The sequence below is a fragment of the Pedobacter sp. BG31 genome (genome assembly GCF_042464845.1).
Classification (GTDB): Bacteria; Bacteroidota; Bacteroidia; order Sphingobacteriales; family Sphingobacteriaceae; genus Pedobacter; species Pedobacter suwonensis.
Genome location: NZ_JBHNZK010000011.1, coordinates 100,392 through 114,686 on the forward strand (window position 1 = coordinate 100,392; position 14,295 = coordinate 114,686).

Consider the following 14,295-nt stretch of genomic DNA (forward strand, 5'->3'; position numbering starts at 1 on the left):
TTAATTGAGGAATTTAAATATTGTTGAATTGTCAGATTGTTCAATTGCTAGGATTCATCTTTCAATTAACCAGTTTGAACAATTAACCGATTAACCATTCTGAACAGTTTTCAGTTGGCAATTTGCAGTTAATCACTTAGCAATGCAATAATTGAACAATCTTTTAGCAATTCATAATTGCAGTTGGCCAATTTAAACAGTTAGCCGGTTAGCCGACCTGTGTATAAATTCTCCCCAATATTTCTTTGGTTTTTTTTAAGTTTGCTGCATAAAGATCAAATCAATCACCATCATGCAAGAAACCAATTCGCTAAATCAGGTTGCAGAATTTCACACTACGTTTAAACATCCCATTTTGGAAAATCCGATAATTCCTTCAAAGCAGCGGGCAAATTTGCGTATTTCGCTTTTAGCAGAAGAACTGAAAGAATTGCAGGAAGCGGTAGAAAATGACGATCTGGTAGAGGTTGCCGATGCCCTTTGCGATTTGCAATATGTTTTGGCAGGTGCCATCCACGAATTTGGTTTGGGTGGAAAATTTAAAACTTTGTTTGACGAAGTTCACCGTTCTAACATGAGCAAAGCTTGTAAAACAGTAGAAGAGGCTGAGCAAACCATCCGGTTTTATTTAGAAAAAGATGGGACCGAATCTTATTATAAAGAAGTAGACGGACTGTTCCTGGTGTTCAGAAAATCTGATGACAAGACTTTGAAATCGATTAATTATTCGCCAGCTGATTTAAAATCACATTTGGTTTAACTATAGATTAGTTACCGTTGAAAAGGCTAAAACAAATCGTAAATGAGCTTAAACTAACACAGGCCGGGCCTGATGCTGCTTTAATGCGCGAGTTTATTTTTTACTCGCCTAAAATGCCTTTACGCCTGCATCAGGAACAACTTATTGCCGAATCAAAACAATTTAGCCTTCAGGTTTTTGATACCTATTTTACCAAAGCCAACCTAATCATTAAGTGTTTTAGCTGGGGAAATGGAAAACGCAAAGTGTTACTAACACATGGCTGGGCCTCCAAAGCCTTAGATTTTTATGAGCTGATTATTGAACTCCGAAAAATAGAAGACCTGGAAATTATTGCTTTTGATGCTCCTGGTAACGGGAGTTCAATTTCAGAGTTTTCCAACCTGATGTTATATGCAGATTCGGTAAAAGCGATTTCTTTAAACTATGCGAAGCCTGATGTTCTTATCGGGCATTCACTTGGTGGCATGGCTAATGTAATTGCTTTACAGGAATTAGAGATAACTCCTGAATTGCTCGTTAGCATTGCACCATTGATCAGGCTGAAGGAGAACTTTGAACAGAGCTTACATTCGGTAAACGTAGTTGCAAAAGATCAGGAGATTTTTTTTAGCAACTTTGCGAAAGAATTTCCAGTTCCGGCTGAACACTTTAACCTAACGGAACTTTATCAGCCAGGTGCTTATTTAACACACTTGCTGGCTTATGATCCAGCCGATCATATTTCAACCCATCAGTTTCTTAAAGAATTCTTAGATAAAAATCCTGCAATAAATGCTAAATCATTTGAAGAGATAGGACATTATAAAATCCTCAGATCGGTTGACGTGATTGAAGCTATTGTGGAGAGAATAAAAAATGAAAGTCATTTCGAAGCATAGCGGAATGGAGAAATCTTTTAATGCCAAAACAATCATCTGCGCTTATCTTCTTCAATTTGTTAATAACTATAACACCATTTCGGCCCGCAGATTTAAGTAATCAATGCAGACCAAAATCTTCATTTAATTGGAAAATGCAAAGGTTAATTTTTTGCTAACTATTGCTCCCAACCCCTGTCTTTGGACTTATCTAATTCCATCGTCCATCATCCATCCTCCATCTGCCATATTATTTCTCATCCATAACAGTGCATAACAGTTAAAGTTGGTGTATATCCTATTTTTAGAGCAACCAAATATACAATCAGCACATGCAGGCAATTTTAGGCGTAATTTTTCATTTTTTCGGTGGGTTTGCCTCCGGAAGTTTTTATATCCCGTACAAAAAAGTCAGAGGCTGGGCATGGGAGAGTTACTGGATTGTTGGCGGAATTTTCTCCTGGTTAATCGTTCCTCCATTGGCTGCTTTTTTAACCATCCCAAATTTTACAGCAATTATTGCCGGCACTAACGGAAGCATTTTATGGCTGACCTATTTTTTTGGTGTGCTTTGGGGCATTGGTGGCTTAACCTATGGTTTAGGCGTTCGTTATCTGGGCGTGTCGTTGGGCAGTAGCATCATTCTTGGACTATGTATGGTCCTGGGCTCTATTTTACCTTCCATCTATTTTGATTTTTTTCCACAGGCAGGTAAAGATACTTTTACGATGTTTTTGCGTACCGATTGGGGGCGGATGGTGCTGTTGGGGCTTTTAGTGTGCATAGTTGGAATCGTTATCTGCGGTAAAGCAGGTATGATGAAAGAGAAAGAGATAAAATCTGTTGTTGCTGATCCGCATGGTATGGAGGTGAAAACCGAATACAAATTCGGGCTGGGCTTAATTGTAGGGATTGTTTCGGGTATTTTAAGTGCGTGCTTCAACTTTGGTATCGAAGCGGGAAAACCAATGGCTGATGCAGCCAACTCGATTTGGAAAGCGGCAAATCCTGCTGAAAACGGTAATTTTTTATTTCAGAATAATGTTACTTATGTGGTTGTGCTTTGGGGCGGTTTAACCACCAATTTTATCTGGTGTATGGTACTAAACGCCAGGAATAAAACTTTTAGCGATTACACCAATGCAAAGAGTCCGCTGATTAAAAACTATGTTTTTTCCGCACTGGCAGGTACCACCTGGTTTTTGCAGTTTTTTTTCTATGGTATGGGAGAAAGCAAAATGGGTAATGGAGCCAGTTCATGGATATTGCATATGGCCTTTATTATTTTAATTGCAAATGTTTGGGGGCTGATATTAAAAGAGTGGAAAGGTGTATCTCGTAAAACACTGGTAACGATTTTGGCTGGTATTTTAACCATCATCATTTCGGTGTTTATTGTGGGTTATGGTAATTCAATAAAAAATTAAAATTTAAACAAAAATATAAGAATGTCAATCAATACGAAAAGTTATAAACACGTAAGTTATCTGTGGGATGAAGAGGAAGCGACGAAACTGGCTGGCGATGAAGTTGCCCTCTTGATATATCGCTCTAATTTATTGGGTGCAGATTTACGTCTAACCAACTATGGTGGCGGGAATACCTCATGTAAGCTATTGGAAAAGGATCCGCTTACCGGTTTAGAAACAGAAGTAATGTGGGTTAAAGGTTCGGGAGGAGATTTAGGTACCTTAAAGAAAAACGGGCTTGCAGCATTATATGTTGATCGTTTACGTAGCCTGAAAAATATTTACCGTGGTGTAGAACATGAAGATGAAATGGTTGAACTATTTAACCACTGCATTTTCGATTTAAGTTCTAAAGCACCATCAATAGATACACCTTTGCATGGTTTTCTGCCATTTGCGCACATCGATCACCTGCATCCAGATGCGGCTATTGCTATTGCGGCCGCTAAAGATGGTAAACGCATTACTCAGGAATTGTTTAATGGTACGATTGGCTGGGTAGAGTGGAAAAAACCTGGTTTCGAACTGGGCTTGCAGTTAAAGCAGTGTTTAGACGAAAATCCAGGTATCCGTGGTATTATGCTGGGATCGCATGGTTTGTTTACCTGGGGTGATACGGCTTACGAAAGTTACCTGAATACCCTGGAAGTAATCGAAATCTGTTCAGAGTACCTCCATCAGAATTATGGCAAAAAAGGGCCTGTTTTCGGTGGACAGAAAATAGAAAGCGCTGAAGCCGGTAAACGTAAAAAACAAGCGGCTGCAATAGCACCTGTACTAAGGGGGCTGTGTTCTTCAAAACAGCACATGGTTGGTCATTTTACTGATGATACCCGAGTTTTAGAATTCATCAATTCTAATGATTTGGAGCGATTGGCGCCAATGGGTACAAGCTGTCCTGATCACTTTTTACGTACTAAAATAAGCCCCCTGGTTTTAGATTTAGCCAGCGATGCCGATTTATCAGATATTAAGGCATTGAAAGTTAGCTTGATGCCTGCTTTTGAAGCTTACAGGGCGATGTATACTGATTATTATGAAACCTGTAAGCATCCAAACAGTCCGGCTATTCGCGATACCAACCCGGTGGTAATTTTATATCCGGGTATTGGGATGTTTACTTTCTCGAAGGATAAACAAACGGCGAGGGTTGCGGCAGAATTTTACATCAACGCCATAAACGTAATGAAAGGGGCTGAGGCCATTTCAGCATACACTTCTTTGCCCCACCAGGAAGCTTTTAATATCGAATACTGGTTACTGGAAGAGGCAAAATTACAGCGTATGCCCAAACCTAAACCGCTTACAGGTAAAATTGCACTAATTACAGGTAGCGCCGGAGGTATTGGTAAAGCGATTGCTAAAAAGTTTGTGGCAGAAGGTGGCGTAGTGGTTTTAAATGATATGAATGCCGAGCGTTTGGAAGAAGCAGGTAGGGAATTTGAGGGCCTATATGGTAAAGATTCGTACAGTACTGTTATTTTAAATGTAACCAGTGAAGCAGCTATTAAAAATGCATTTGATGCCGCTGCACTGGCATTTGGGGGAGTAGATGTTGTGGTAAATAATGCAGGATTATCCATTTCCAAAACCATTGCCGATCACACTGAAAAAGATTGGGATTTGTTATATGATGTTTTGGTAAAAGGCCAGTTTTTTGTAACCCAGGCTGCAACAAATACGATGCAAAAGCAGGATATTGGTGGCGATATCATTAATATTGTAAGTAAGAATGCTTTGGTAAGTGGACCAAATAATGCAGGTTATGGCAGTGCAAAAGCTGCACAATTACATTTAAGCAGATTAAACGCGGCTGAACTAGGTGCCGATAATATCCGCGTAAATGTGGTTAACCCTGATGCCGTGATTAGCGATAGCAATATATGGGCTGGTGGCTGGGCCGAAGGCCGTGCAAAAGCTTACGGCGTTACGGTTGAAGAACTGCCGGCCTATTATGCAAAACGTACCTTATTAAACCAGATCATATTACCAGATGATATTGCCAATGCCTGTTTCGCTTTTGTAGGTGGTTTGTTGCAAAAATCAACCGGAAATGTACTGAATGTTGATGGCGGTGTGGCCATGGCATTTGTAAGATAACTTAACCCTCGGTCTGTGTCCCCACAGATCGAAAAGAAGATAAGATTAAATGGTCTGTGATGACACAGACCATGGTACCATAGTTTTAAATTCAGTTTTAGTGAGTTATTTCCTAGGTCTGTGCCCCCACAGGCCGAAAAATAACTTTTAAACACATTAAAGAAATAATCATCATCGTTGGTCACAAACAGATTCCTTTGGAATAATGAAGATGAGGCAGAATGGCGATCGTATCACCAAAATAATTAACCTAACTAAACCAAATATTCTCATGAATATCGAGCAGAACCAAATAGAAAAACATAACGATTCTCTTTTAACGGCGCATCAACGCAAATTTGCTTTTTTACAAGAAGAATGGGAGCATGCTGATATCGAAAGCGTAATCAAAAAACTGGTCGATTTTCAGATTGCCATTCCAAGCTGGGCATTAGGTACAGGTGGAACACGCTTCGGGCGTTTTGCCATTGCCGGTGGTGAGCCGCGTAATATCGAAGAAAAAATTGAAGATGTGGGGCTGCTACATGCGCTAAATGGTTCAAGTGGCGCTATTTCACTTCATATTCCTTGGGATATTCCCCAAAATGCAGAACAATTAAGGCAACTGGCTTCGGGTTATGGCCTTAAGTTCGATGCCATGAATTCGAACACCTTTCAAGATCAGGCTGGTTCAGCACATAGTTACAAATTTGGTTCACTGCAAAATGTAAATAAAGATGTCCGTAAGCAGGCCATTGAACACAATATTGAAGTAATTAAGCACGGTATTGCGCTTGGTTCTGACGCATTAACCGTATGGCTTGCAGATGGATCTTGTTTCCCTGGTCAGCTTAATTTTCGCAGGGCTTTTGAGAATACATTAGAGAGCCTGCAAGAAATTTATTCAGCTTTGCCTGAGGATTGGAAAATGTTTGTAGAGTACAAGGCTTTTGAGCCTAACTTTTATTCAACAACAGTTGGTGATTGGGGCCAATCGTTATTATATGCCAGTAAGCTGGGTAAAAAAGCTTACACGCTGGTTGATTTGGGGCACCATCTGCCTAATGCCAACATTGAGCAGATTGTTGCTTTATTGTTGATGGAAGGAAAATTAGGTGGTTTCCATTTCAACGATTCTAAATATGGTGATGATGACCTGACTGCCGGAAGCATTAAACCTTACCAGTTGTTCTTGATTTTTAACGAACTGGTAGAGGGTATGGATGCAAAAGGCATGAACCATGCAAGAGATTTAGGATGGATGATCGATGCTTCACACAATGTGAAAGATCCATTAGAAGATTTATTACAATCAGTTGAAGCCATTATGATTGCCTATGCACAAGCGCTATTGGTTGATAGAAAAGCGTTAAGCGAAGCACAGCAGAATAACGACGTAACCAAAGCACAGGAAATTTTGCAAAATACTTTCCGTAGCGATTTAAGGGCATTAGTGGCCGAAGCCAGGTTAAGAGCAGGTGCAGCTTTATCGCCAATTGGGTTATACCGTGACTTGAATGTACGCAATAGTTTGGTGAATCACCGTGGTAAAACTACTGCTACCGGTTTATAAAAAGAGATAAAAATGCCTAAACCTGTTATTGCGATATTTGACGTTGGGAAAACGAATAAAAAACTCTTTCTGATCGATGAAAATTACCAGATCGTTTACGAGCGTTCTGCGCGTTTTGTAGAAATTGTTGATGAAGATGGAGAACCATGCGAGAATCTTGAGAGCCTGCGTTCTTCTGTTTATGATTCCTTGCATCAGGTTTTGCAGTTAAAAGAGTTTGATGTTAAGGCCGTTAATTTTTCTACCTATGGGGCCAGTTTTGTGTACCTTGATGAAGATGGTGAACCGTTGACTCCACTTTATAACTACTTAAAATCATACCCTGACGCACTTAAAGATTCTTTTTATGTAAAATATGGAGGTGAAGACAAGGTTTCGTTGGAAACCGCTTCGCCGGTTTTAGGTAGCTTAAATTCCGGTATGCAATTGTACCGATTGAAAAATGAAAAGCCCGAAATATTTAACAGAGTGAAGTGGGCTTTACACTTGCCTCAGTATTTAAGTTATTTGATTACAGGCAAGGCTGTAGCCGATATCACCAGCATCGGTTGCCATACCCAGCTTTGGGATTTTAATAAAAACCAATACCACGAGTGGGTTTCTGCAGAAGAGATTGATGGTAAGTTCGGGACCTTTGCGCCTGCCGATTCGAGTCTGAAAACTGATTTTGAAGGAAAAAGTCTTGAGGTTGGAGTAGGCCTGCACGACAGTTCTGCAGCATTGATCCCCTATCTGGCCAATTTTAACGCGCCATTTGTACTTATCTCAACCGGTACCTGGTGCATCAGCTTAAACCCTTTTAATCAGGAACCTTTGACTGCCGAAGAGCTTAAACAGGATTGCCTGTGTTACATGCACTTTAAAGGTAAGGCAATTAAGGCATCGCGAATTTTTGCTGGTTACGAGCATGAGGTTCAGCTTAAGCGCATTGCCGGGCATTTCGATCGTGCGGCTTATTTGTTCAAACATTTGAAGTTTAATCCTGCCGTTATTTTGAGGCTGGCCAATAAAATTCCCGAAAACTCAGTCGAACAGCAAGGGTTTTCGGCAAATTCCGCGTTTCCGGCTCGTGATCTCAGCCTCTTCCAAACTGCAGAGGAAGCCTATCACCAACTGATTTTCGACCTTATCAAACAGCAGGTTTATTCGTTAAAACTTGTTTTAAATACTGGGGTGAAAAGAGTTTTTGTAGATGGCGGCTTCGGTAAAAATGCCATATATATGCATCTTCTGGCTATCGCTATCCCCGAAATTGAGGTTTATGCCTCTTCCGTTTCGCAAGCTACGGCAATCGGTACAGCTTTAGCAATAAATGATGCATGGAACAAAAATCCTGCTCCAACGGATATGATCCAGTTAAAATACTATTCGGCGATACAGCGTGCGACACATGTTTAGGAATTTACTTATCTTAGAATTTGCAATATCCATACCGCCATTTTGAAGCCAGAAGATTTAATCCCCTACCTTAATGTTGACGAATATTCGTCAACCCCAAAATATAAGCAACTAACCAATGCCATTTTTGCCGCCATTGAAAGTGGTAAATTGCTTAAAAATAGTTTGTTGCCCTCTATAAATGAATTGAGTTTTAGCCTGGAAATATCAAGAGATACTGCTGAAAAAGGCTACCGTAACCTGAAGAAACTTGGCATAGTAGATTCTGTACCTGGCAAGGGTTATTTTATTGTCAATACCGATTTTTCCCGTAAATTAAAGGTTTGTCTGCTTTTTAATAAACTCAGCACACACAAAAAGATTATTTACGATTCTTTTACCAAAACCCTGGGTGAGCGCGCTGCCGTTGATTTTTATATCTACAACAATGATTTTGCGCTGTTTAAAAAAATGATTGTGGCCAAACGTGATGATTATTCACACTTCGTAATCATTCCGCATTTTTTGGAGGGAGGAGAAAATGCGCATGAAATTATCAATACTATACCAAAAGAAAAACTCATTATCCTTGATAAACTGTTACCTGGTGTAACGGGCGATTATGCTGCGGCCTATGAAAATTTCGCTCTGGATATTTATGCAGCTTTAGAACAGGCTTTAGACCGCCTTTCGCATTACCGCACCTTGAAAATTATTTTTCCAAAAAACAGTTATTTTCCGCACGAAATACTCACCGGTTTTTACCGGTTTTGCCAGCAGTATGCTTTTGATCATAAGGTAATTCATAACATCAAAGACGAGGAAATTAGTTTAGGTGATGTGTATATTAACTTAATGGAAGATGATCTGGTGACACTGATTGAACGCTTAATTGCACAGCAACTCAGAATCGGAAAAGATGTTGGGGTAATTTCCTATAATGAAACACCTTTAAAGAAGATCATACTGGATGGTATTACCACCATTTCGACTGATTTTAGCGAGCTCGGTGTTCAGGCTGCTGGGTTTGTATTAAGCGGTAAGACTGAAAGGGTAGAGGTTCCTTTCTATCTGAACCTGCGCAAATCGTTGTAACATAGCTAAAATTCTTTAACATAGTACATTAAACTGAAAAAGTTGAAAGTTGTTACCTAATTAGTTAACTTTGTTTTGGCATAATTTGGGTAATGAAAGAAGAATTTATCAGGGATATTCTCTATTTCGAAGCGTATTATTTGGATTTTTATGAAAAGCTAAAGCCGAATGTAAAGAAGAAATTTAACTGGACCTTGCAATTAATTGCTACGCTTGAAAAAATCCCCGAAAATATTTTAAGCATATTACTGGATCTACGGGGCTTTTTGAAATTAGGGTTGAAGTTGGTTCTGATATATACAAGGTGTTCAGTTTTTGTGATAAGGGGCAACTGATCATCCTGGTAAATGGATTTCAGAAGAAAAGTCCAAAAACGCCAAAAGGTGAGATCGAATTAGCAGAGAAACTTAAAAAGAAATATTTCGATGGAAAAGAAAAAGAATAAATTGACATCATTTGCTGATCATCTAGACAGCGAATATGGTAAGCGCGGTACTGAAAGTAGAGAAAATTATGAACAAGAATTCGAAAGTTTTAAACTTGGCGCAATGCTACAGGAGCTCCGAAAGGAAAAAGGTATGACACAGGAGCAACTCGCTGAAAAATGTGGTACTACAAAAACCTATATTTCAAGAATTGAGAATAACGCAAGCGACATTAGACTTTCCACTTTAATGAGAATTATCAAAGTTGGCTTAGGTGGACATTTGGATCTCAGCGTGAGTTTATAAAGTCAATTATCCTATTTTAGTTTAATGAGTGAACAGGTAACAGCACATCCGGTAGCAGAACAAAATCCTTATGACTATATTTTAAAGGATTTCAACCTGAAAGATCTGAGCCAGATTGTGATCCTTAAACATTTGAGTGGAATGGTCCATACCGATGTTAAAGGATTTTATCAGCTTCATCCGGAACAGATTGAGATTGATTTTGCCGCCTTTAGCGATGAAGCTTCTGGACTACCTTTTCCGATTGTCCAGGTTCAGCAAAATGAAAATACTGTAAAACTCTCCTGCAGATGTACTACACCTAAGCATAAACTCTGCGAGCACCAGGCGAGGGTTTTGTATAACATCCTTCAAAGGCAGGAGCTGCTCATTTTTTTCGACAGTAACCTGCGGCAACAAAAGCTTGCCAAAATCGCAATCGATTACGGACTGGAAAAAGAAGCGAATCTTGATCTCCTGTTCAATCTCCGTTATGAAAACGGTCAGGTTGCCATCCGGCCCAAAATGGACTCGCTTCAGCCTTTCAACAAAGAAGTTCAGCAAAATCTACAGGAGCTTTTATTGCCGGTAAGTAAAAACAAGGCAAAAGTCCCAATCAAAAGCGACTCCGATAAAATGATTCTGGTCTTTGGTCAGCATCGCTATTATAATAATTTAATTGTAGAATTATTCGAAGCCAACACCACCAAAAGTGGTAAGGTCAAAAATCCTCTTAGAGGAATTAATCCGGCCGATTTGCTGTTTAAAACCAGTGATCTTGACCAGTTAAAGTTTTATAGTGGCATAACCACTTTTCAACAGCATTATAATCAAGAACAAAGCGAGGTAGAAATTGAAGCGTTGAAATCGATTGTGAAAAATCCACTAAAGATTCCTTTTTATCTACAGAATAGTAAGCAGTCCGGGACGATTCAGGCCAATACCATCAGCGCAGTTGAGGCATATCTGCTGGAAGTGGACTTACATCTTTCGGTGAACCAACGTGATGATTATTATGACATTACGGGCAGGTTAATTATTGAGGGAAAATCATACGAGTTGGATAGCCTGGTATTGGTTCATCAGTATTTTGTAAAACTACACCATCAACTTTATTTAATTGGCAGACTAGATTTTTTGCGGGTAATCGGTTTTTTTAAAAAACAGAGTAACAGGCTTATCCTGCACAAAACAAAATATCTGGAGTTTCAAAAAATTATTCTGGTGCCTTTAGAAGGAAGTATTCGCGTGGATTATTCTTATTTAAAGCCCGCCACCAAAAACCAGATTGAAGAAAAAGGTTTTGATCTCGAAAACGAACAATTGATTTACCTTTCAGAATCTGAAGATTATATTCTCCTTACACCGGTAATGCGTTATGGAAACCTGGAGATTCCCGTACGCTCGAAAAAGCAGATTCAGGCACAGGATAAATTAGGCAATCTCTTTACCTTGCAACGTGATGAAGCGGCCGAGCTGCAGTTTATTGGGAACGTTTTGAAGCAGCATCCGTATTTCTACGAGCAGGAAACCAATGATTCTTTTTATCTGCACCGCAAACGTTTTATGGAAGAAACCTGGTTCCTTAACGCTTTTGAAGAATGGCGGAATAAAGGCATTCATATTTTAGGGTTCAATCAACTCAAAAACAATAAACTGAGTGAATTTAAGGCTGAAATTAATATTGAGGTATTAAGCGGAACTGATTGGTTCGAAACCAAGGTAAAAGTGAAGTTTGGCAAAAAACAGGTGGCACTTAAATACCTCCATAAATCGATTAGAAACAAAAGTAAGTTTGTAACACTTGATGACGGAACCCAAGGCATACTGCCACATGAATGGATAGAGAAATTTGCAGCTTATTTCAGCGCTGGTGAATTAACGGAAGATACCATTCTCACACCAAAAATTAAGTTTGCTTCAATAAATGAGCTTTACGAGGATGCCCTGTTGGATGGGGAAGTTAAGAATGAATTAATACTGTATAAGCAGAAATTTGAAGGAAGCAATTCCATCCAGGAGGTTGAGGTGCCGAAAGGTTTAACCGCAAGCTTACGTCATTACCAGAAAGATGGTTTAAACTGGCTCAACTTTTTAGATGACTTTAACTTTGGTGCCTGTTTGGCCGATGATATGGGATTGGGTAAAACCATTCAGGTTTTGGCCTTCATTTTATCACAGCGTGAAAAAGTTAAACACAATACCAATCTGGTGGTCGTACCCGCCTCTCTGATATTTAATTGGAAAGCAGAAGTAAAGAAGTTTGCACCATCCATAAAAGTGAAAACCATTTATGCTGGCGAAAGGACGAAAACCACGGACACTTTTGATGATTATGAAATTATTTTAACCTCATACGGAACTTTGCTTTCTGATATCCGTTTCCTAAAGGATTATCGCTTTAATTATATCTTTTTGGATGAATCGCAACTGATCAAGAACCCGGATTCGCAGCGTTATAAAGCGGTTAGGATGTTGCAATCCCGTAATAAAGTGGTAATGACGGGAACGCCGATCGAGAATAATACCTTTGATTTATACGGGCAATTGTCATTTGCCTGCCCGGGTTTGTTTGGAAGTAAACAACAGTTTGCCGATTTATATTCTACCCCGATCGATCAGTTTAAAGATAGTAAAAGAGCAGAGGAACTCCAGAAAAAAATAAGGCCGTTTATTCTACGCAGAACGAAAGAACAGGTTGCGAAAGAGCTTCCGGATAAAACTGAAATTGTGCTGTATTGCGAAATGGGTGAGGAGCAGCGCGAAGTATATGAAGCCAATAAAAAGGAAATCCAGGATTACATTTTGGGTAAACAGGAAGATGAACTGCCTAAAAGTTCGATGCATGTATTGAAAAGCATCACCACCTTAAGGCAGATCTGCAATTCGGCAGCTTTACTGGCCGATGGAAAATCTTATGTGCAGGCTTCGTCAAAAATTGATGTGCTGATGGAACAGATCGAAAGTAAGGCCGGAAGACATAAAATTCTTGTTTTTTCTCAGTTTGTAACCATGCTCGATCTGATTAAAAAGCAATTGGAAAATAAAGGGATCAGGTATGAATACCTTACCGGACAAACGCGAAAAAGAGCTGAAGCGGTTGCCTCTTTTCAGGAAAATGCAGATATTCCGGTTTTTCTGATCAGTTTAAAAGCCGGTGGTATCGGGCTGAATCTAACTGAAGCCGATTATGTTTATCTGGTTGACCCCTGGTGGAACCCCGCAGTAGAAAACCAGGCTATCGATAGAGCATACCGGATAGGCCAGCATAAAAATGTTATGGCCGTACGTTTAATCTGTCCTGATACTATTGAAGAAAAGATCATGACACTTCAGGCAACTAAAAAGGATTTGGTTAAGAATCTGATCCGAACAGAGGGTAGTTTCTTTAAAAATTTAACTAAGAAAGAGCTTTTGGGCTTGTTGAGTTAATTACGGGATTCGTCATTGCGAGATGGCCATTTCGGCCGACGAAGCAATCTTTACAGAGCATAGATAGCTAGCAGGACAGATTGCTTCGTCGTTCCTCCTCGCAATGACGTATAAATGTATTTTCAAATCCAAATTCATACCCCAAAAACTCGGGCACATTTATACTCTCCACAATCTTCCAATTTTTCTTTTCGGCAATAAATTCAGGGATAGCTAAGCCCGATGTTTTGGCCGCCTCCACATAGAAATCCATTTTTGCAGGATGGTTTGGAGAGCAGGCATTGTATGTTTGACCGAATGCCTGTTTTTCCAAAAGTTTTACCGCAATGCCTGCAGCATCTGCCTGATGAATCAGGTTTACCGGAGCCAAACCATTCGGAACGTTTGTTTTTCCGGCAAAAAATCTACCTGGGTTACGGTCTGGACCAATCAAACCCGCAAAGCGGATGATCGTGTGATTTTCCGGAAATCGTTCTTTAAATAACATTTCTGCAGCTAAAACAACCTTTCCTGAATCCGTATCCGGAATGGTTTCGCTGTTTTCATTTACTATTTTATCGTCATCAGCATAAACACTGGTCGAACTGATCAATACCACATGTTTTGATTTTTTTTCCGCTGCGGCTAGAATAGAATTGATCTTATTTGGATAGTCAATTAGTTCAGCAGAGTTACGCTTCGGCGGAATACAGATAAACAGCACATCAGCTTCAAAAAAAGTAGCATTGGCAACAACCGATTCTGCCGTAAAATTAACGATAAAGGGTTGTATCTGCTCCGCTTGAAGGATTGCTAATTTCTCCTGACTGGTGGTAGAACCTTTAACGGTATAATTTAATCCGATCAGTTTTTTGGCTAAAGCCAGGCCAAACCAACCGCAGCCCAAAATCGATACGGTTTTAATATTGCTATCCTTTATAATATCTTGAATCATTTGCGC

Annotated in this window: 11 protein-coding genes; 10 read left to right on the forward strand and 1 reads right to left on the reverse strand. The window is 39.6% G+C overall.

Features of this window, described 5'->3' with window-relative positions:
* The first annotated feature begins 292 nt into the window (after window positions 1-292).
* From ACFE6N_RS14445 to ACFE6N_RS14490, 10 genes are all read left to right on the forward strand, one after another.
* On the forward strand, window positions 293-760 hold the full coding sequence (locus ACFE6N_RS14445; protein ID WP_145856252.1) for a nucleoside triphosphate pyrophosphohydrolase family protein: 468 nt from the start codon (window positions 293-295) through the stop codon (window positions 758-760).
* Window positions 761-777: 17 nt separating this feature from the next.
* Window positions 778-1,641 carry an alpha/beta fold hydrolase gene (locus ACFE6N_RS14450; protein ID WP_378937561.1) on the forward strand — a complete coding sequence of 288 codons (864 nt, stop codon included), beginning with the start codon at window positions 778-780 and terminating at the stop codon, window positions 1,639-1,641.
* A 311-nt stretch (window positions 1,642-1,952) separates the two neighbouring features.
* The gene (gene rhaT / locus ACFE6N_RS14455; RefSeq protein ID WP_378937563.1) at window positions 1,953-3,047 is read left to right on the forward strand and encodes an L-rhamnose/proton symporter RhaT; all 1,095 of its coding nucleotides are present in this window, start codon (window positions 1,953-1,955) and stop codon (window positions 3,045-3,047) included.
* Window positions 3,048-3,068: 21 nt separating this feature from the next.
* Window positions 3,069-5,189, forward strand: coding sequence for a bifunctional aldolase/short-chain dehydrogenase (locus tag ACFE6N_RS14460; protein WP_378937565.1), 2,121 nt, complete (start codon window positions 3,069-3,071; stop codon window positions 5,187-5,189).
* A gap of 271 nt (window positions 5,190-5,460) precedes the next feature.
* A complete protein-coding gene (locus ACFE6N_RS14465; RefSeq protein WP_378937567.1) occupies window positions 5,461-6,741 on the forward strand; it encodes a sugar isomerase in 1,281 nt (426 codons plus the stop codon).
* Window positions 6,742-6,753: 12 nt separating this feature from the next.
* Window positions 6,754-8,139, forward strand: a complete 1,386-nt coding sequence (locus ACFE6N_RS14470) for an FGGY-family carbohydrate kinase (RefSeq protein ID WP_378937569.1) — start codon at window positions 6,754-6,756, stop codon at window positions 8,137-8,139.
* Between the two features lie 42 nt (window positions 8,140-8,181).
* Entirely contained in the window at window positions 8,182-9,213 is a 1,032-nt protein-coding gene (locus tag ACFE6N_RS14475) for a GntR family transcriptional regulator (RefSeq protein WP_378937571.1), read from the forward strand.
* 271 nt (window positions 9,214-9,484) lie between these two features.
* Window positions 9,485-9,658, forward strand: coding sequence for a type II toxin-antitoxin system RelE/ParE family toxin (locus tag ACFE6N_RS14480; RefSeq protein WP_378937647.1), 174 nt, complete (start codon window positions 9,485-9,487; stop codon window positions 9,656-9,658).
* A complete protein-coding gene (locus tag ACFE6N_RS14485; RefSeq protein WP_090982688.1) occupies window positions 9,639-9,944 on the forward strand; it encodes a helix-turn-helix domain-containing protein in 306 nt (101 codons plus the stop codon). Before ACFE6N_RS14480 ends, ACFE6N_RS14485 begins: the two co-directional genes overlap by 20 nt.
* Window positions 9,945-9,968: 24 nt before the next feature.
* Complete coding sequence (locus tag ACFE6N_RS14490; RefSeq protein ID WP_378937573.1) at window positions 9,969-13,355, forward strand: DEAD/DEAH box helicase; 3,387 nt, start codon at window positions 9,969-9,971, stop codon at window positions 13,353-13,355.
* 67 nt (window positions 13,356-13,422) lie between these two features.
* Here ACFE6N_RS14490 and ACFE6N_RS14495 read toward each other — a convergent pair whose 3' ends face one another.
* The gene (locus tag ACFE6N_RS14495) at window positions 13,423-14,289 is read right to left on the reverse strand and encodes an NAD(P)-binding domain-containing protein (RefSeq protein ID WP_378937575.1); all 867 of its coding nucleotides are present in this window, start codon (window positions 14,287-14,289) and stop codon (window positions 13,423-13,425) included.
* Window positions 14,290-14,295 lie beyond the last annotated feature (6 nt).

Bases quoted from the DNA above. Each gene is read 5' to 3' on its own strand.
- ACFE6N_RS14465 (WP_378937567.1), top strand. From the start codon at position 5,461: ATGAATATCGAGCAGAACCAAATAGAAAAACATAACGATTCTCTTTTA.
- rhaT (WP_378937563.1), top strand. From the start codon at position 1,953: ATGCAGGCAATTTTAGGCGTAATTTTTCATTTTTTCGGTGGGTTTGCC.
- ACFE6N_RS14490 (WP_378937573.1), top strand. From the start codon at position 9,969: ATGAGTGAACAGGTAACAGCACATCCGGTAGCAGAACAAAATCCTTAT.
- ACFE6N_RS14485 (WP_090982688.1), top strand. From the start codon at position 9,639: ATGGAAAAGAAAAAGAATAAATTGACATCATTTGCTGATCATCTAGAC.
- ACFE6N_RS14460 (WP_378937565.1), top strand. From the start codon at position 3,069: ATGTCAATCAATACGAAAAGTTATAAACACGTAAGTTATCTGTGGGAT.
- ACFE6N_RS14495 (WP_378937575.1), bottom strand. From the start codon at position 14,289: ATGATTCAAGATATTATAAAGGATAGCAATATTAAAACCGTATCGATT.
- ACFE6N_RS14470 (WP_378937569.1), top strand. From the start codon at position 6,754: ATGCCTAAACCTGTTATTGCGATATTTGACGTTGGGAAAACGAATAAA.
- ACFE6N_RS14445 (WP_145856252.1), top strand. From the start codon at position 293: ATGCAAGAAACCAATTCGCTAAATCAGGTTGCAGAATTTCACACTACG.